Below are 18428 nucleotides of genomic sequence, written 5' to 3' on the forward strand. Positions count from 1 at the left end.
CGCCTACGCTGGTGCCGCTCACCCGGCTTCCCGGTGCCCGTGGCCGCGGGCCGCCTCGCTCCGGGGCGAGCCCGTCCCGCCCGCGATCACCGCACGGAGGAGCGTCCTGTGACTGCCGATCTGCCCCAGTCCCGCATCGACACCGGCAAGCCGCACCCGGCGCGCGTCTACGACTGGCTCCTCGGCGGCAAGGACAACTACCCGGTGGATCAGGCGGTCGGCGAGAAGCTGCCCGCCGAGGCGCGGGCCAACGCGGCGCGGAACCGGGCCTTCATGCACCGGGCCTCCGCCTGGCTGGCGCACCGGGGGATCGGCCAGTTCCTCGACATAGGCACCGGTATTCCCACCGCGCCGAATCTGCACCAGGTGGTCCAGGACATCGTGCCCTCGGCCCGGGTCGTCTACGCCGACAACGATCCCATCGTCCTGCGGCATGCCGAAGCGCTGCTCATCAGCAGCCCCGAAGGCGCCACCGACTACATCCACGCCGATGTCAGGAAGCCGGAGGCGATCCTCGAACACGCCCGTGAGCTGCTGGACTTCGACCGGCCCGTCGCCCTGTCGCTGATCGCGCTCATGCACTTCCTGCCCGACGACCAGGACCCGTACGGCATCACCCGTACGCTCGTGGACGCCCTTCCCCGGGGCAGCTTCCTGGTCCTCTCGCACGGCACCGCCGACCAGCACCCGGAGCTCCGCCAGGAGACCGAGAGCGCCTACCGGAAGGGCGCCATCGCCCTGCGGATGCGTACCCGCGCCGAGGTCGAGCCGTTCTTCGAGGGACTGGACCTCGTCGCACCGGGCCTGGTCACCGCGACCGAGTGGTACCAGCGGGAGCCCGCGCCGGAGAACGAGCGCAGCGGCTTCTACGTGGGTGTGGCGCGGGTGCGCTGAGCGGCGTGCACGATGATCGGGTGTGACGGGCCGGACAGTCGGTCGTGACGGGCCGGACAGTCGGTCGCGACGGGCCGGACAGTGGGCCGGACAGTCGGCAGTGACGGGCCGGACAGTGGGGATGGGGACGGAATGGACTTCGTGACCGGGCACGGCAACGCCCTCGCGTACGACGACCGGGGGCCGTCCGACGGCCTGCCGGTCGTCCTGGTGCACGGGCACCCGTTCAACCGGACGATGTGGAACCCGCAGGCCGAGGCGCTGGTGCGGGCCGGGTACCGGGTGATCGCGGCGGATCTGCGCGGGTACGGCGACAGCGCGGTCGTCCCCGGCCGCACCCTGCTCGCGGACTTCGCCGGGGACACCGCCGAGCTGCTGGACCACCTGGGCATCGGCCGGGCGGTGATCGGCGGGCTCTCCATGGGCGGCCAGATCGCCATGGAGTTCCACCGGCTGTACGGGTCCCGGGTGGCCGCCCTGGTGCTCGCCGACACCTCCCCGGTCGCCGAGACCGAGGACGGCAGGGCCTTCCGCAACCGGCTGGCCGACCGGCTGCTCGCCGAGGGGCTGGACGGCTACGCGGCCGAGGTCATCGACAGGATGGTCGCCCCGTACAACGTGACGGGGCTCCCCGAAGTCGCCTCGCAGGTCCTGGACATGATGCGGACGACCGCCCCGGAAGGGGCCGCGGCGGCGCTGCGGGGCCGGGCCGAGCGGCCCGACTACCGCGACTCGCTCGCGGGGGCCCGGGTGCCCGTGCTGATCGTCGTCGGGGAGGACGACACCTATACGCCGGTCGCGGAGGCGGAGGCCATGCACCGGCTGGTCCCGGACTCCGGGATCGTGGTCGTCGGGCGGGCCGCCCACCTGCCCAACCTGGAGCGGCCCGAGGAGTTCAACGCCGCGCTGCTGGAGTTCCTCGCGCGGCTGTGAGCGGCGCTCGCGGAGTGCGGGCCGGTGACCGCGGAGTTCGGGCCGGCCGGCGCGGCGTTCGTGGTGCTCAGGCCTGCTGGAGGGGCTTGGCGAAGCACATGCTGCTCTCGTACGTGCGGTAGTGGCCGAACTTCTCGCAGGGCGCGTAGCCGCTGGAGGTGTACAGGGCTATCGCCTCGGGCTGCTGGTCGCCGGTCTCCAGCACCATGCGGGTGCGGCCCGCCGCCCGGGCGTCGGCCTCCAGGGCGGCGAGAAGGCGCCGCGCCAGTCCGTTGCCGCGGGCTTCGAGCACCACGTACATGCGCTTGAGCTCGGCGTCGCCGTCGGAGTAGCCCTCCTCGTTCCGCTCCTGGGCACGCCAGCCGCCGGTGGCCACGGGGTTGCCCGACGCGTCGTAGGCGAGGAGATACAGACCGTTCGGCGGTTCGAACATCCTGGCGTCGAGGGGTGTGGCATCGCCCTCGCCGTCCCCGTAGCGCTCGGCGTACTCAAGCTGCACCTGATCGTTGAGTTTGACGGCGTCGGGGTGATCGAACGGCTGGGTCTGGATATTCATACGCGGTATGGTACATCTATGCGGATCGGCGATGTCGGTATGGTGCCTAAATGTTCAATGTGACCTCTGTGAATGTCAACGGGCTCCGTGCCGCCGCGAAGAAGGGCTTCGTCGAGTGGCTCGCGTCGACCGACGCCGATGTGATCTGCCTCCAGGAGGTCCGGGCCGAACCGGGGCAGCTGCCCGCCGAGGTGCGGGAGCCCGAGGGCTGGCACACCGTGCACGCCCCCGCCGCCGCCAAGGGGCGGGCCGGGGTCTCGCTCTACTCGCGGCACGCGCCGGAGCGGACGCAGATCGGTTTCGGCGGCTTCGGGGTGGCCGGGAGCGAGGAGTTCGACGCGAGCGGGCGGTACGCCGAGATCGACCTGCCCGGCGTCACGGTCGCGAGCCTCTATCTGCCCTCGGGTGAGGTCGGCACCGAGCGGCAGGAGGAGAAGGAGCGCTTCATGGCGGCCTTCCTGCCCTATCTGAAGGGGCTCGGGGAACGGGCCGCCGCGGAGGGGCGCGAGGTCGTGGTGTGCGGCGACTGGAACATCGCCCACCAGGAGGCGGACCTCAAGAACTGGAAGTCCAACAAGAAGAACTCCGGCTTCCTCCCCGAGGAGCGGGAGTGGCTGACCCGGGTCCTGGGCGAGGCCGCCTACGTGGACGTGGTGCGCGCGCTGCACCCCGGAGTGGAGGGCCCGTACAGCTGGTGGTCCTACCGGGGGCGGGCCTTCGACAACGACTCCGGCTGGCGCATCGACTACCAGATGGCCACCCCGGGGCTGGCCGGGCGCGCGGTGAAGGCCTGGGTCGAGCGGGCCGCCACGCACGAGGAGCGGTGGAGCGACCATGCGCCGGTGGCGGTCGTGTACGACAAGTGACGGGCAGCCGCGCCGTTGCGCGCCCCTCGGGTGCGGAGCGGCGCGGGCGTGAGCCGGTGTGACGCGGTGTGACGCGGTGTGACGCGGTGCGACGCGGTGTGACGCGGTGCGGGGCGGTACGGGGCGGTGTGGGGCGAGAGCGCGACGGCGCGTGCGTGTGACAGCGCGTGCGTGACGGCGCGCGTGTGTGTGCCGGTACCCGGACGTGCGCCGTTCTGTCCCCCGGGGCGTGCGTTACGCCCCGGGTGCGGTTCGCCGGTCCGCCGGTGCGTCGGCCTCCGGCGCCTTCGGGGGCTGGGTGCCGTCCTCACGGCGCAGCCGCCGGTCCAGTGCCATGGAAAGCTCCGCGTCCACCACCGCGCGCGCCAATGGCCGGAGTTGGGCCGGTTCGGTCTCCGCCGTATGGGCATGCAGTACCCGGACGAAGATTTCGGCGAGAGCGTCCGCGTGTTCCCGGACGCGGCGGCCCGAGGAGAGCACCGTGGAGAGCGGCACCCCTTCCCGTACCAGTTCCGCCGAGACTTCCAGCAGACGGCGGCTGATGTGCACGATCTCGTCGCCGTCGGTGGCCAGATAGCCCAGGTCGAGCGCGGTGGCCAGGTTCTCCGGGGTGACCTCGCCCTCGAAGTAGTCCGCGAGCTGTTCCGGGGTGAGGCGGACCGGGGTCTCCTCGGTCGGTTCGCCCAGACCCAGCACCTCGGCGACATCGCGGCCGCTCTCGAAGGTGGCGGCCAGATCCGCGATGCCGTTGAGGGTGTGGCCGCGCTCCAGCAGACCGGCGATGGTGCGCAGACGGGCCAGGTGGTGGTCGTCGTACCAGGTGATACGGCCTTCGCGGCGGGGCGGCGGGATCAGGCCGCGCTCCCGGTAGAAGCGCAGGGTCCGCACGGTGATGCCGGCCATTCCGGCCAGCTCCTCCATGCGGTATTCACGGTGCTCGCGTCCTTCAGCCACAGGGGCACCCTATGTTGTACCGCCGGTAACTTTCCTCGGTCCGCCCCCTACCCATCAGTACGAGGCTGCTCTACTCTCCCCAACAGTGCCAGTGATTGCTGGCAGAGTCGTGTGACGTATCGCGGGAGGCGGCACCATGGCCCAGCAGGAGCAGGTACGCGTGGCGGTGATCGGATCCGGATTCGGGGGCCTCGGGGCCGCCGTCCGGCTGCGCCGCGAAGGGATCACCGATTTCGTCGTCCTGGAACGGGCCGGCTCGGTCGGCGGCACCTGGCGCGACAACAGCTACCCGGGCTGCGCCTGCGACGTACCGTCCCACCTCTACTCGTTCTCCTTCGCGCCCAACCCCGACTGGCCGCGCACCTTCTCCGGGCAGCGGCACATCCGCGCCTATCTGGAGCATGTCGCGGACACCTTCGGGCTGCGCCCGCATCTGCGCCTCAACCATGAGGTGACGATGATGCGTTGGGACAACGACGAACTGCACTGGGTGATCGAGTCCGCGAACGGGACCACGATCGTCGCCGATGTCGTCGTCTCCGCGACCGGCCCGCTGTCCGACCCGAAGATGCCGGACATCCCGGGGCTCGCCGAATTCCCCGGCAAGGTCTTCCACTCGGCCCGGTGGGACCACGACTACGACCTCACCGGCAAGCGCGTCGCCATGATCGGCACCGGCGCCTCCGCCATCCAGATAGTCCCGGCGATCCAGCCGAAGGCCGGCCGGGTGACCCTCTTCCAGCGCACCCCGCCCTGGGTCATGCCGCGCATGGACCGGACCATCAGCGGCGCCGAACGCTGGCTGCACCGCGCGGTCCCCCTCACCGGCACCGCGCGCCGCGGACTGCTGTGGGGCATCAGGGAGTTGCAGGTCAGTGCCTTCACCAAGCACCCGGACCAGCTGGGCCTGGTGGAGAAGATAGCCAAGTCCAACATCGCCCGGTCCATCAAGGACCCCGCGCTGCGGGCCAAGCTGACCCCCTCGTACCGCATCGGCTGCAAGCGCATACTGCTCTCCAGCGCCTACTACCCGGCGCTCGCCCGGCCCAATGTGGACGTGGTCGCCTCCGGGCTCGCCGAGGTGCGCGGCTCCACGGTCGTCGCGGCCGATGGTACGGAGACCGAGGTCGACGCGATCATCTTCGGCACCGGCTTCCATGTGACCGACATGCCGATCGCCGACCGGGTCGTCGGCTCGGCCGGCATCACGCTCGCCGAGCACTGGAAGACGGGCATGAAATCGCTGCGCGGCGCCACCGCGGACGGCTTCCCCAACTGGATGACGATCATCGGACCCAACACCGGTCTCGGCAACTCCTCCATGATTCTGATGATCGAATCCCAGCTGAACTACATGGCCGACTACCTGCGCCAGCTGAACGTCCTGGGCGGCCGGGCGGCGTTCGGCGCCCGCCCCTCCGCCGTCACCGCGTGGAACCACCGGGTCCAGCAGCGGATGAAGCGGACCGTGTGGAACACCGGTGGCTGCACCAGCTGGTACCTGGACGCCGAGGGGCGCAACACCACGGTCTGGCCCGGTACGACGGGTGAATTCCGCAAGGAGACACGGGTCATGGACCTCGCGGAGTACGAGGTCATCCGCCTCCCGAAGCGGACCGTGCCCGCCCAGGCGCGCGCCGGGGCGCCCGTCGCCGAGGAGATCGCGGGATGAGCCGGCTGCTGCGCCGCGACGCCGCCCGGCAGGCGCCCGCCGCCCCGGTGCCGGACCGCGTACTGTCCGCCGTCTCCGCCGACGGCTCCCGCATCCATGTCGAACTGCACGGCCCCGAGGACGCCCCCGCGGTGGTGCTGGCACACGGCTGGACCTGCAGCACCGGCTTCTGGGCCGCCCAGATCCGGGACCTGGCCGCCGACCACCGGGTCATCGCCTACGACCAGCGCGGTCATGGGCTGACCCCCGCGGCGGGGCCCGGCGGCTACAGCACGCACGCGCTGGCCGACGACCTCGAAGCGGTGCTGGCCGCCACCCTCGCACCGGGGCGCAAGGCGGTGCTCGCCGGTCACTCCATGGGCGGGATGACGCTGATGGCCGCCTCCCGCCGGCCCGGACTGCGCGAGCACGCGGCCGCCGTACTGCTGTGCAGCACCGGCAGCTCACGGCTGGTCGACGAGGCACTCGTCGTGCCGCTCCGGGCGGGAGCGCTGCGGACCCGGATGACCCGGGCGGTCCTCGGGGCGCGGGCACCCCTCGGACCGGTCACGCCCGTTTCGAAGCGGATCCTCAAGTACGGCACGATGGGGGCGGGTTCGGCCCCGGAGCGGGTCGAGGCCTGCTCCCGCATCGTGCACGCCTGTCCGCGACGGGCGAGGGTGGCCTGGGGGCATGTGCTCGCGGATCTGGACCTGGACGCGGGCGTGCGGGGACTGCGGGTACCGACCGCGGTCATCACGGGCACGGCCGACCGGCTGACCCCGCCGGTCCACGCGCGCGCCATCGCCGCCGCGCTGCCCCGGTGCCTCGGGCTGACCGAGCTCACCGGCATGGGGCACATGACTCCGGTGGAGGCGCCGGAAGCGGTCACGGCGGGGATCCGGGAACTAGTGGTGCGGTACGTCGAGGTGGACGGGGCCGGCACGGCCGACAAGGAGGAAGTCGCATGAGCGGCAGGCGGAGTCTCGAAGGACAGGTCGTCGTCGTCACGGGCGCGGCGAGAGGCGTGGGCGAACTGCTCGCCCGCAAACTCTCGGCACGCGGCGCGACCCTGGCACTGGTCGGCCTGGAACCGGACGAGCTGAAGAAGGTCTCCGAGCGGCTGCACGGGGAGAGCGACCACTGGTACGCCGACGTCACCGACCATACGGCGATGGTCCGGGTCGCCCAGGAGGTCAAGGAGCGCTTCGGCAAGGTCGACGTCGCCGTCGCCAACGCGGGCGTCGCCTCGGGCGGGCCGTTCGCCGACTCCGACCCGGAGGCGTGGCGGCGGGTCATCGAGGTCAACCTGATCGGCAGCGCGGTGACCGCGCGGGCGTTCCTGCCGGTGCTGATGGAGAGCCGCGGGTACTACCTCCAGATAGCGTCACTGGCCGCGATGACCCCGGCGCCGATGATGACCGCCTACTGCGCCTCCAAGTCGGGCGTGGAGGCGTTCGCGCACAGCCTGCGCGCCGAGGTCGGCCACCGGGGTGTCCGGGTCGGGGTCGGCTATCTGTCCTGGACGGACACCGACATGGTGCGGGGCGCCGACGCGGACGACGTGATGCGGGAGCTGCGCCAGCGGCTGCCCTGGCCGTCGAACCGCACCTACCCCCTCGGCCCGGCCGTGGACCGGATCGTGGCCGGCGTGGAGCGGCGCTCCCCGCATGTCTACGCCCAGTGGTGGCTGCGGGGGATGCAGTCGGTGCGCGGCTATCTGCCCTCGGTCATAGGGGTGGCCGGGCAGCGAGAGATGAAGCGGTTCGGATCCCGGCTGGAGAACGTACCCAAGGGGCTGGTGGGGGCCGGAGGAGCGGCGGACCAGGACGCGCGCACGCTGCGTAAGTGATCGAAATGCGGGGACTGTCATGCCGTGCGAGGCTGGGCGAGGCCCTTCAGGGGCTCCCCCCACCACGTCCCCCACACCCCCCACAGGAGTGAACGGCATGGGTATCGCAGACCAGTTCAAGGTCAAGGCGCAGGAACTTGCCGACCAGGCCCGGAAGAAGGCGAACCAGGGCCGCGACGAGGGCGGAGAGCGGGCGCAGGACGCGTCCGAGCAGGCCTCGGAGACGTCGCGGCACAACCGTGACATGGCTCGCGACGCCGCGACCGCCCTCGGCGAGCGCCGCGACCGCTGACGCGCCTGCGCGCCCTCGCGCGTCGTCCGTGAATCACCCACCGCATCCGGGTCCCCGGGTGCGGTGGGCGTGCGCGCGGGCGAACCGCGGTCGCCCGGAAGGTACTTCAGGAAGCCCGCAGCGGCGTCAGGACGCCTTGACGGACTCCACGAACGGTGACCAGGCGGACGCGTGGACGATGAGCACCGGCCCCTCAGGGCGCTTGGAGTCGCGGACGGGGACAACACCGGGGTGCCCGTCCGCGACTTCGAGGCAGTCGCCGCCGGAGGTGTTGCTGTAGCTGCTCTTGCGCCAGGTGGCGAAGCCCTCGGCGACTTCGAGGCAGTCGCCGCCACTGCCGTTGCTGTAGCTGCTCTTGCGCCAGGTGGCTGAACTGAGATCAGGACGGTTGCTGGCCATGCCGGTACTCCTCGGCCGCCTGCTCGATCAGTGCGAGGGACACCTCCGGCGGCAAGGCGGCGGCCCTCAGCCGATCGTATGCCTTGCGGTAATGCATCACGATGGACGGATCATCGATGATCTGGCCGTGGTACGGACCCTCGGTGTAGAGCAGTGGTGGTTCGCTGTCGAAGTCCAGCAGGAGGAGCGGCAGTTCGGTGAGGGGGCGGGTCGGACCGTTCCACGGAAGGATCTGCGTAACGATGCGACCGCGTCGTACGAGGGCGGCGATCTGGTCCAACTGCTCGGCCATCTCCATGGGCGCGATGATCGGCTGACGGATCAGACACTCGTGCAGAACAACCCAGTACTCGGGCCTCTTGGGGTCGTCGAAGAGCCGGGCCCGTTCGAGCCTGGCGTCGATCTTGGCTTTGGCCTCCTCCGGTGTGTCCAGCGAATGGGTGGAGCGGATGACGGCATGGGCGTACGACCGGGTCTGGAGCAGGCCAGGGATCAGAGTGCCTGACCATTGGTCGATGGTCCGTGCCCGCGTCTCCGCTTCCGCGACCGGAGCGAAGAACGCGGCGTGAGCCCCCCGTTTGGCCTGCCGCACGTCCTCGCACCGCCGCTCGAAGAACCCGTCCGTCCCCAGCACCCGGTCCACATGCTTGGCCAGGTCCGCGGGCATCCGGCGGTTGCCGTGCTCGATCTCGCTCAGATACGTGATGCCGTAGAAGCTGCCGGCCACCAGCTTCTCCAGGGTCAGGCCCGCCTCCTCCCGTTTGAAGCGGAGTTCCTTGCCGTAGAACTGCGGGACCCCGGCCGAGCCGTCGATGTCCTTGCGCGTAGCCACGTTGACCACCTTTCGCGCTGTGCGTTGTGGAGCGGGAAACCCTTTCAAGGTAGAGGTATGTACGGCAGCGTGTGAGGCGTTCGTCACAGTGTGCAACGGAAGGTGGATGCTCCCCCCATGGACGACACTCAAGACAGCCCCGGCTGCGACATCGGCGCGGACATCGACGCGCTGCGGGCCGCGCTCACGGCCCACGGCATCACCCTGCCGTCGCTCGGCGTCGATCCGCTGACCCTCGCCGGGCGCGGCAGCCGGCCGCCGTTGGTCGCGCTCGGCAACTGCAATGTGGCGACCGCGCGCCGCATGGCCGAGGCGCTGCGGTCGGCGGCCGGTGGATGACCCCGCTGCCCTACACGGTGGCTCTGTTCGCCGTGCCGAAGGCCGTACCGGAGATCCGGCGCTCCCTGAGGGAGTGGTGCGGGGGCGAGGATTCGCCCGATCTGCTGCTCTGCGTCAGTGAGTTGATGGCCAATGTGATCGTGCATCTCGGCGAGGGCACACCGGTCACGCTCCGGGTCTTCGGTACCCGCTCCGGGGGGATGCGGGTCGAGCTGAGCGACCCCGAACCGTGTGCCTGGCCGACGTTGAGAGCCGCGGCGGACGGCGAGGAGTCGGGGCGGGGGCTGACGCTCGTGGACGCGGTGGCGTGGCGCTGGGGCGTCGAGCGGCTGCCGTACGGGAAGACGGTCTGGTGCGAACTGGGGGCGCCCGTCCGGTGGGGCCTGCCGAAGCGCGAACCGGCCGGTTCCGACAGCCGGTCCGCCGCGGCTGTCGCTCCCGGCGGGGGGTGACGCCGGGCGCCGCCCCGTTCCAGGTGCTCGCCCCGACCGCCTCAGTGCGGCCGGGGCGAGCGGCTACCGCGGGGGCAGCGGCGGGCGCCGCAGGTCCGGCACCGTGCCGTACGTCGGCGGGGTCGCCGCCGGATGCTTCGCCAGCAGGTCCAGCGCCACCCGCACCGCGTCGTCCAGTACCGCGTGCCGGCCCTCCGCCCAGTCCAGGGGGGTGCGCAGCGCCTCCAGATCGGGCTCGACGCCATGGTTCTCCACGGACCAGCCGTAGGTGTCGAACCACGCGGCGTTCATCGGCACCGTGATCACCGTGCCGTCGCCCAGCCGGTGGCGCCCGGTCATGCCGACCACGCCGCCCCAGGTGCGCTGGCCGACCACCGGACCCAGCCTCAGCAGCCGGAACGCGGCTGTGATCATGTCGCCGTCGGAGGACGTCGCCTCGTCGGCCAGCGCGACCACCGGCCCCCTGGGCGCGTTCGAGGCGTAGCTGACCGCCTGGGCGTTGCGCGTCAGGTCCCAGCCGAGGATCCTGCGGGTCAGCTTCTCGACGACCAGTTCGCTGATGTGGCCGCCCGCGTTGCCCCGGACGTCCACGATCAGCGCCGGGCGCGAGACCTCAAGCCGCAGGTCCCGGTTGAACTGCGCCCAGCCCGAGCCGCCCATGTCGGGGATGTGCAGATAGCCGCACCGGCCGCCGCTCAACTCCCGTACGACTTCCCGGCGTTTGGCCACCCAGTCCTGGTAGCGCAGCGGCCGTTCGTCGACCAGCGGGACGACCGCGATGCGCCGGGGGCGGCCCTCCTCGCCGGCCGGGCGGAACGTCAGCTCCACCGTCGTGCCGCCCGCCGCCGTCAGCAGCGGGTACGGGCCGGTCACCGGGTCGACCGGGCGGCCGTCGACATGGGTGAGGACCGCGCCCTCCCTGATCCCCGTACCCGCGAGCGGTGAACGCGCCTTGGAGTCCGAGGAGTCGCCGGGCAGAATGCGCCGGACCTGCCACTCCCCGTCGCGGCAGACCAGGTTCGCGCCGAGCAGTCCGATCGCCCGCTGGTAGTGCGGCGGGCCCTCGTTGCGGCGTGCCGGTGTGACGTACGCGTGCGAGGTGCCCAGCTCGCCGACCACCTCGCGCAGCAGATCCGCGAACTCGTCGGGGGAGGCGACCCGTTCGACCAGCGGACGGTACTGGCCGAGCACCCCGTCCCAGTCGATGCCGCACATGTCCGGCTCCCAGAAGTACGCGCGGATGATCCGGCCCGCCTCGCCGTACGCCTGCCGCCACTCCGCCGCCGGGTCGACGTCGTGCAGGATGCGGCGCAGGTCGATGTAGACCGTGGAGTCGTTGTCGCCGGGTTCGTTGGACGGTACGGCGCGCAGCTCGCCGTCGTCCATGACGACGAGCCGGCTCGCGTCACCGCTGACCGCGAACCAGTCGAGGTGGTCGACCAGTTCGGTCTTGCGGGCCTTGGCGATGTTGAAGTGCTCCAGGGTGGGACGGCCGGACATGTCGGAGGGGTTGGCGAACGTCTCGCCCAGCGCGCCCGAGATCGGCCAGCGCAGCCAGACGAGCCCGCCGCCGGTGACCGGGCGCAGCGCCGAGTACTTCGAGGCGGAGACCGGGAACGGCGTGACCCGGCTCTCCAGGCCCTCGAACTCGACGGTGACCGTCGCCCCCTCGCCCGTACCGCCCTCGGGGATGTCCACCGGGTCCAGGCCGCCCGCCGCCGGGCGGCCGTCCGGGGAGAGCGCGAAGGGCGACGGGGTGGCCGAGGAGAGCGGGACCAGATACGGACGGCAGCCCAGCGGGAAGGAGAGGTCGCCGGTGTGCACGTCGTAGACGGGGTCGAACCCCCGCCAGGACAGGAACGCCAGATAGCGGCCGTCGCCGGTGAAGACCGGGTTCTCGTCCTCGAAGCGGCCATTGGTGACATCGGTGATGACCGGGGCGCCCGGACCGGAGATCCGGGCCAGTTTGATCTGGCGCAGCGAGCGGCCGACCCCGGGGTGCGACCAGGTGAGCCAGGCCCCGTCGGGGGAGAAGGCCAGGTCGCGGACGGGTCCGTTGACGGAACGGATGAGTTCGGTGACCCCGTCCGCGTCCGCCGCCGCGTCCTCGGCGTGCGTCGCGCGGTACAGATCGGCCCGCGTGGCACCGCGCGGTTCGTCCTCGGTCTCGGCGTCCGTCTCCGTCTCCCCGTCCGTCTCTGTCTCCCCGTCCGTCGCGGGTACGGGTACGGGTTCCGGTTCCTCCGCTGTGTCCAGGAGCAGCAGCCGCCCGTCGTTCGACGCGATCGCCAGCCGTTCGCCCGCCGGGTCGGAGATCAGTTCGTGCACCCGGCCGAGCTTCCCGGAGGCGAGCCTGCGCGGTTCGCGGTCGCCGCTGGCCCGGGGCAGGTAGGCGATCTCGACCGCGTCGTCGCCGTCCGCGTCCGTCACGTACGCCACCTGGCCGCCGCTGCCCAGCATCTCCGGCAGCCGGACCCGGACCCCCGGGGTGTCGGTGATGGTGCGGGCGGGGCCGTCGCGGTGGGTGAGCCAGTACAGGCTGCCGCGTACCGAGACGGCGCTCGCCCGGCCCGTCTCGTCGACCGAGAGCGCGTCGACGTTGCTGGCGGCGGGCACCTGGTAGGTGCGCCGCCCGGTCCGGGGTCCTCCGAGCCGTACCTCCAGCTTCCGGGGCGTGGCGTCCGGCGCCTCCAGGTCCTCGACGAGCCACACATCACCGGCGCACTGGTAGACGACCCGGTGGCCGTCGCTGGAGGCGTGCCGGGCGTAGAACGCGTCGTGGTCGGTGTGGCGCCGCAGATCGCTGCCGTCCATCAGACAGGAGTACAGATTGCCGACGCCCTCGTGGTCGGAGAGGAACGCGATCCGGCGGCCGACGAACATGGGCGAGTCCAGATGGCCGCCGATGTCCGGCAGGAGCCGTTCGCCGTGCAGCCACAGCCGCCCGGTCGCACCGCCCCGGTAGCGTTTCCAGGCGGCCGGTTCGTGCGGTGGCTTTCCGGTGAGCAGCAGGGTGCGCCGCTCGCCGTCGATGTCCGCGACCGCGATGTCGGAGACCGGTCCCCAGGGCAGGCGGCCGCCGGGGCTGCCGTCGATGGGGACGCTGTAGGACCAGGAGAAGTACGAGAACGGCTGGTTGTGCGAGGACACGGCGAGGATCTGGGACGTGTCGCCCGGGTCGGGGCTCCAGCCGCAGACCCGGGCGTCGGTCGAGCCCCAGTAGGTGAGCCGCCGGGCCGGGCCGCCCTCGACCGGGGCGAGATGGATCTCGGGGTCCAGTGTTCGCCAGGTGGTGTAGGCGATGCGGCTTCCGTCGGGCGAGAAGCGTGGATGGCTGACTCTGGTCCGGTCGACGGTGACCCGCCATGCCCGGTCGGGCCGGTGTCCTGCCGCGGCGAGGGGGGAGACCCAGAGGTCGTCCTCGGCCGCGAAACAGATCAAGTCCTGGTGGAGGTGCGGGAAACGGAGATACGCGACGTCGTCACTCACCCCCCAATGCTTTCCGCGCGAAGGGCCCGGGGCAACTTGTGGTGCAGCACACAAGCGAAACGATTTCGTTTCGCTGGATCGGGGGAGTACGGTCAGGTGTACGAAACGGTTTCGTTCGATGATGAGCGGGGCCGAGGCAGCGAGACCCCGAGGGAGGCCGGCACATGGCACGCACCAGGCTCACACCTGAGCGTGAGAGTGAGATGTACGCCGCCGTCCTCGACCTGCTCCGTGAGGTCGGTTACGACGCCCTGACCATGGACGCCGTCGCCGCCCGCACCCGGTCCAGCAAGGCCACCCTCTACCGCCAGTGGGGCAGCAAGGCCGAGCTGGTCGTCACGGCGCTGCGGAACAACAAGCCGGTGGATCTCGGCGAGATCGACACCGGCTCGCTGCGCGGGGACTTCCATGCCGTGCTGCACCGCAGCGACGACTGCCAGATGGAGAAGGACTCCGCGCTGATGCGGGGTCTGAGCCAGGCCGTCCACAACAATCCCGATCTGCACAAGGCCATGCGCGAACTGCTGATCGAGCCGGAGATGACCGGCTTCGATCTGCTGCTGCGACGGGCCGTGGACCGGGGCGAGCTGCGTCCGGACAATCCGGCGCTGAAGTACATCCCGCACATGCTGATCGGCGCGTTCGCCGCTCGGCAGCTGGTCGAGGACCGCGCCGTCGACCAGGCGTTTCTCATCGATTATGTCGACTCCGTGGTCCTCCCCGCCCTCGGCGTCTGACGTCCCCGCACCTCACGCACGGCCCTCTCCCCAACGCTCCACCTGACACGCCGCTCTCGTCGTCGGGCTGGTTCCTCATGCCCATTTCCACTCACACGACCTGACCGGGAGTACGCCCCCGTGGCCACATTCCTCTACAAGCTCGGACGGCTGACCTTCCGGCGCCGCCGCCTTGTCGCCCTTGTCTGGGTGGCACTGCTGGCGCTCGCCGGATTCGGCGCCGCCTCCGCGTCCACCGCCACCTCCAGCTCCTTCTCGATTCCGGGTACGGAGGCACAGAAGGCCTTCGACCTGCTGGAACAGCGCTTCCCGGGCAGCAGCGCCGACGGCGCCACGGCCCGCGTCGTCTTCAAGGCGCCCGACGGGCAGAAGGTGACCGACGCCGCCAACAAGGCCGAGGTCCAGGGCATCGTCGACGAGCTGAAGTCCGGTTCGGACCAGATCGCCTCGGTCGCCGACCCGTACACGGCCAACGCCGTCAGCAAGGACGGCTCCACGGCGTACGTCTCGGTCTCGTACAAGGTCAACTCGATGGAGCTGACCGACCCGACGCGTGAGGCCCTGGAGGACGCGGGGACCTCCGCCGAGAAGAGCGGGATGACCGTGGCGATCGGCGGTGACGCGCTCATGGTGATCCCGGAGACCGGCATCACGGAGGTCATCGGGGTCGCCCTCGCCGCGGTGGTGCTCGTCATCACCTTCGGTTCGCTGATCGCCGCCGGGCTGCCGCTGCTGACCGCGCTCATCGGCGTCGGTATCGGTGTCTCGACGATCACGGCGCTGGCGAACGTCCTGGACCTGGGCTCCACCACCTCGACGCTCGCGATGATGATCGGCCTCGCGGTCGGCATCGACTACGCGCTCTTCATCGTCTCCCGCTACCGCGCCGAACTGGCCGACGGCCGGGAGCGCGAGGAAGCCGCCGGACGGGCCGTCGGAACGGCCGGATCCGCGGTCGTCTTCGCGGGCCTGACCGTGATCATCGCCCTGGTGGGCCTGGCCGTCGTGAACATCCCGATGCTGTCGAAGATGGGCTTCGCCGCCGCCGGTACGGTCGCCATCGCCGTTCTCATCGCGCTCACCCTGGTCCCGGCCATGCTGGGCTTCGCGGGCAAGCGGGTCATGGGACGCAAGGCGCGCAAGGCCGCCGAGGCGGAGAACCGCCCCGACGCGAAGCCGAACATGGGCACCCGCTGGGCGCGGTTCGTGCTGCGCAGGCCGGTGTGGGTGCTGCTGGCCGGTGTCATCGGCCTCGGCGTCGTCGCCGTACCGGCCGCCTCGCTGGAGATGGGCCTGCCGGACGACGGAGCCCAGCCGAAGAGCACCACGCAGCGTCAGGCGTACGACATGCTCTCGGACGGCTTCGGCCCCGGGTTCAACGGGCCGCTGATGGTCGTCGTCGACACGAGGAACAGCTCGGACGGCAAGACCGCCGTCAGCCAGGTCTCCCAGGAGATCGAGTCCCTCCCGCACGTCGTCGCCGTCACCCCGGCCGCCTTCAACAAGGCCGGCGACACCGCGACCATCACCGTCATCCCGCAGGACCGGCCCAGCTCCGTCGAGACGGAGAGCGTGGTCCACGCCATCCGTGACGCGGGCGCCGACGTCAAGAGCGACTCCGGGGCGGAGGTGCTGGTCACCGGCGCCACCGCGATGAACATCGACTTCTCCCAGAAGATGAACGACGCGCTGCTGCCCTATCTGGCGCTCGTCGTGGGGCTGGCCTTCCTGCTCCTGATGCTGGTGTTCCGCTCGGTCCTCGTCCCGCTGAAGGCAGCCCTCGGCTTCCTGCTCTCGGTCGTCGCGGCACTCGGCGCGGTCGTCGCGGTCTTCCAGTGGGGATGGCTCGGCTCGCTCTTCGGGGTCGAGCAGACCGGCCCGATCATGTCGATGATGCCGATCTTCATGGTCGGTGTGGTCTTCGGTCTGGCCATGGACTACGAGGTCTTCCTCGTCACCCGGATGCGGGAGGCGTACGTCCACGGGGAGAGCCCCGGCCAGGCCATCGTGACCGGCTTCAGGCACGGTGCGCGAGTGGTCACGGCCGCGGCCGTGATCATGATGGCGGTCTTCGCCGGCTTCATCGGTGCCAGCGAGCAGATGATCAAGATGATCGGCTTCTCGCTCGCCATCGCCGTCTTCTTCGACGCCTTCGTGGTGCGGATGGCGATCGTGCCCGCGGTGCTCGCCCTGCTCGGCAAGCGGGCCTGGTGGCTGCCGCGCTGGCTGGACCGGGTGCTGCCCAATGTGGACGTGGAGGGCGAGGGGCTGCGCAAGCAGCTCGGCGAGACGTCCGGGTCCGCCCAGGACGGGTCCGGGCCCGACGGTGAGCGCGAGCTGATCCGGGTCTGAGAGCCGAGAGCCAAGAGCCGAGAGCTGAGAGCCAAGAGCTGAGAGCCAAGAGCCCCGGGGCCCGCGTCTGAGCGGAGCGCGGCCCTGGAAGCGCCGGTACCTGTGGGGACGGGGACCGGGCGCATGACGAAAGCCCCCGTGCGAGCGGCACGGGGGCTTTCGTCACGCGTACGGGCGTCAGGTGCCGCGGGTGGCCGGCTGCGGGGGCGCGGTCTCGCCGTGGGTCCGGCCGAGGAAGCGGATCAGCGTCGCGTTCTCGAACTGGAACACCTCGACGCCGTCCGCCGAGTGCAGCTCCACGATCAGCTGCGTCCGGCCGCACGGCCAGACGCGTACGGCGCCGCGTTCGGCGGGGAAGCGGAGGCCGCGCTCCAGCAGATCGCGGCCGAACGCCCAGTCGCTGCCGCCGGGCAGGGTGACATGGACGGTCCGGGGGTCGACGGCCGCGTCGTAGCGCAGGGCCACGGGGACGGGGCGGGTGAGTGGGCCGTCGGTGATGAGCCGGGCGCGGGCACGTTCTTCAATCACGGGGGACATGAGCCGGCTCCTCCTGTATGTAGAACTCTGCACTCCAATGTCCCATATTTCGGACCAAGGGTGCGATGGACGCGTGAGAAGTGGATAGGGGTGAGGCATCCAGTTGTGACCTGCTTGCTCTTGCATACTCTTCGCAACAGGGTCCTATCATTGACGCGTTCATGACCCTGCCCGCAGGGGCGCGGAAACCGCAGGAAGCGGAGCCACCTCATGCATGTACCCGACGGATTCATCGACGCACCCGTCTCCGTGGCCGCGGGAGTCGTCGCCGCGGGCGCCGTCGCCGTCAGCCTCCGCGGGGCCCGCCGTGAACTGGACGAGCGCACCGCACCCCTCGCGGGCCTGGTGGCCGCCTTCATCTTCGCCGTGCAGATGCTGAACTTCCCGGTCGCCGCGGGTACCAGCGGCCACCTGCTGGGCGGGGCGCTGGCCGCGATCCTCGTCGGGCCGTACACCGGGGTGCTCTGTATCTCCGTCGTCCTGCTGATGCAGGGCATCCTCTTCGCGGACGGCGGCCTCACCGCGCTCGGAGTCAACATCACCGTGATGGGTGTGGTCACCGTGGTCGTCGCGTACGCCCTGTTCCGCGGACTGACCGGGATACTGCCGCGCACCAGCCGTTCGGCCACCGCCGCCGCGTTCGTCGCCGCCCTGGTCTCCGTACCCGCCGCGGCCTGCGCCTTCACCTTGATCTACTGGATCGGCGGCACCACCGACATTCCGATCGGCAAGGTCCTGACCGCGATGGTCGGCGTCCATGTGCTGATCGGTGTCGGGGAGGCCGTGATCACCGCGCTGACCGTGGGCGCCGTCATCGCCGTCCGCCCCGACCTCGTGCACGCCGCCCGTGGACTCGCCGCCCCGCTCAAGCTCCGCGTCGACGGCGAGCTGATCGACGCCCCGGTCACCTCCGGCTCCTCCGCCGCACCCGCCCCGGCGGCCACCCGCTCCACGCACGGGATCCGGGCCGCCGGCCTGGTCACCGCCCTTCTCCTCGCGGGCTTCGTCTCCTACTACGCCTCCGCCAGCCCCGACGGCCTGGAGAAGGTCGCCGCCGACAAGGGCATCGACAGGAAGGCCGAGGAGCACGCCGCCGCGGACTCCCCGCTCGCCGACTACGGCGTCAGGAACGTCACCGACGCCCGGATCTCCGGGGGCCTCGCCGGAGTGATCGGCGTGAGCGCCACGATCGTCGTCGGCAGCGGCGTCTTCCGGGCCGTACGCGGGAGGCGCGCCGACCGGAACGCCGGCCCGGCCGACGACAGCGCCCACCGCACCGGAGAGAACGTCTGA

The 18428-nt window shown here is 71.1% G+C and carries 17 protein-coding genes and 1 pseudogene; 12 read left to right on the forward strand and 6 right to left on the reverse strand.

The window, feature by feature from the left end; genetic code table 11:
• The first annotated feature begins 108 nt into the window (after window positions 1–108).
• Window positions 109–894: an SAM-dependent methyltransferase gene (locus tag OHA98_RS04720; protein WP_266922834.1), complete on the forward strand. Its 786-nt coding sequence runs from the start codon at window positions 109–111 to the stop codon at window positions 892–894.
• A gap of 132 nt (window positions 895–1026) precedes the next feature.
• Window positions 1027–1827, forward strand: coding sequence for an alpha/beta fold hydrolase (locus OHA98_RS04725; protein ID WP_266922835.1), 801 nt, complete (start codon window positions 1027–1029; stop codon window positions 1825–1827).
• 67 nt (window positions 1828–1894) lie between these two features.
• Here OHA98_RS04725 and OHA98_RS04730 read toward each other — a convergent pair whose 3' ends face one another.
• Complete coding sequence (locus OHA98_RS04730; protein WP_266922836.1) at window positions 1895–2383, reverse strand: GNAT family N-acetyltransferase; 489 nt, start codon at window positions 2381–2383, stop codon at window positions 1895–1897.
• Window positions 2384–2433: 50 nt separating this feature from the next.
• Here OHA98_RS04730 and OHA98_RS04735 point away from each other — a divergent pair, with 50 nt between their 5' ends.
• On the forward strand, window positions 2434–3249 hold the full coding sequence (locus OHA98_RS04735) for an exodeoxyribonuclease III (RefSeq protein WP_266922837.1): 816 nt from the start codon (window positions 2434–2436) through the stop codon (window positions 3247–3249).
• A 234-nt stretch (window positions 3250–3483) separates the two neighbouring features.
• On the opposite strand, the gene OHA98_RS04740 is transcribed toward OHA98_RS04735, so the two are convergent.
• A complete protein-coding gene (locus OHA98_RS04740; RefSeq protein ID WP_266927716.1) occupies window positions 3484–4170 on the reverse strand; it encodes a MerR family transcriptional regulator in 687 nt (228 codons plus the stop codon).
• 169 nt (window positions 4171–4339) lie between these two features.
• On the opposite strand from OHA98_RS04740, the gene OHA98_RS04745 reads away from it, so the two are divergent.
• From OHA98_RS04745 to OHA98_RS04760, 4 genes are all read left to right on the forward strand, one after another.
• Window positions 4340–5875, forward strand: coding sequence for an NAD(P)/FAD-dependent oxidoreductase (locus tag OHA98_RS04745; RefSeq protein ID WP_266922838.1), 1536 nt, complete (start codon window positions 4340–4342; stop codon window positions 5873–5875).
• On the forward strand, window positions 5872–6825 hold the full coding sequence (locus tag OHA98_RS04750) for an alpha/beta fold hydrolase (RefSeq protein WP_266922839.1): 954 nt from the start codon (window positions 5872–5874) through the stop codon (window positions 6823–6825). The genes OHA98_RS04745 and OHA98_RS04750 overlap by 4 nt, the downstream gene beginning before the upstream one ends.
• The gene (locus OHA98_RS04755) at window positions 6822–7706 is read left to right on the forward strand and encodes an SDR family oxidoreductase (protein ID WP_266922840.1); all 885 of its coding nucleotides are present in this window, start codon (window positions 6822–6824) and stop codon (window positions 7704–7706) included. Before OHA98_RS04750 ends, OHA98_RS04755 begins: the two co-directional genes overlap by 4 nt.
• Window positions 7707–7803: 97 nt before the next feature.
• A complete protein-coding gene (locus OHA98_RS04760) occupies window positions 7804–7998 on the forward strand; it encodes a hypothetical protein (protein WP_266922841.1) in 195 nt (64 codons plus the stop codon).
• 126 nt (window positions 7999–8124) lie between these two features.
• Here the strand turns inward: OHA98_RS04760 and OHA98_RS04765 are convergent, their stop codons facing one another.
• On the reverse strand, window positions 8125–8397 hold the full coding sequence (locus OHA98_RS04765; protein WP_266922842.1) for a DUF397 domain-containing protein: 273 nt from the start codon (window positions 8395–8397) through the stop codon (window positions 8125–8127).
• Window positions 8378–9229, reverse strand: a complete 852-nt coding sequence (locus tag OHA98_RS04770) for a helix-turn-helix transcriptional regulator (protein ID WP_266922843.1) — start codon at window positions 9227–9229, stop codon at window positions 8378–8380. Before OHA98_RS04770 ends, OHA98_RS04765 begins: the two co-directional genes overlap by 20 nt.
• A gap of 117 nt (window positions 9230–9346) precedes the next feature.
• On the opposite strand from OHA98_RS04770, the gene OHA98_RS04775 reads away from it, so the two are divergent.
• Window positions 9347–9568 (forward strand): hypothetical protein, encoded by a 222-nt coding sequence (locus OHA98_RS04775; protein ID WP_266922844.1) that lies wholly within the window; start codon window positions 9347–9349, stop codon window positions 9566–9568.
• Entirely contained in the window at window positions 9565–10020 is a 456-nt protein-coding gene (locus OHA98_RS04780; RefSeq protein ID WP_266922845.1) for an ATP-binding protein, read from the forward strand. The genes OHA98_RS04775 and OHA98_RS04780 overlap by 4 nt, the downstream gene beginning before the upstream one ends.
• 63 nt (window positions 10021–10083) lie before the next feature.
• On the opposite strand, the gene OHA98_RS04785 is transcribed toward OHA98_RS04780, so the two are convergent.
• Window positions 10084–13509 carry a S41 family peptidase gene (locus OHA98_RS04785; RefSeq protein WP_266922846.1) on the reverse strand — a complete coding sequence of 1142 codons (3426 nt, stop codon included), beginning with the start codon at window positions 13507–13509 and terminating at the stop codon, window positions 10084–10086.
• A gap of 164 nt (window positions 13510–13673) precedes the next feature.
• Here OHA98_RS04785 and OHA98_RS04790 point away from each other — a divergent pair, with 164 nt between their 5' ends.
• Window positions 13674–14246 (forward strand): TetR/AcrR family transcriptional regulator, encoded by a 573-nt coding sequence (locus tag OHA98_RS04790; RefSeq protein ID WP_266922847.1) that lies wholly within the window; start codon window positions 13674–13676, stop codon window positions 14244–14246.
• A 120-nt stretch (window positions 14247–14366) separates the two neighbouring features.
• Window positions 14367–16598: an MMPL family transporter gene (locus tag OHA98_RS04795; RefSeq protein ID WP_266922848.1), complete on the forward strand. Its 2232-nt coding sequence runs from the start codon at window positions 14367–14369 to the stop codon at window positions 16596–16598.
• 210 nt (window positions 16599–16808) lie between these two features.
• Here the strand turns inward: OHA98_RS04795 and OHA98_RS04800 are convergent.
• Window positions 16809–17135: pseudogene (locus tag OHA98_RS04800) on the reverse strand (SsgA family sporulation/cell division regulator); the annotation flags it as partial.
• A 210-nt stretch (window positions 17136–17345) separates the two neighbouring features.
• On the opposite strand from OHA98_RS04800, the gene OHA98_RS04805 reads away from it, so the two are divergent.
• Window positions 17346–18428, forward strand: a complete 1083-nt coding sequence (locus tag OHA98_RS04805; protein ID WP_266922849.1) for an energy-coupling factor ABC transporter permease — start codon at window positions 17346–17348, stop codon at window positions 18426–18428.

This window comes from Streptomyces sp. NBC_00654 (genome assembly GCF_026341775.1).
Classification (GTDB): Bacteria; Actinomycetota; Actinomycetes; order Streptomycetales; family Streptomycetaceae; genus Streptomyces.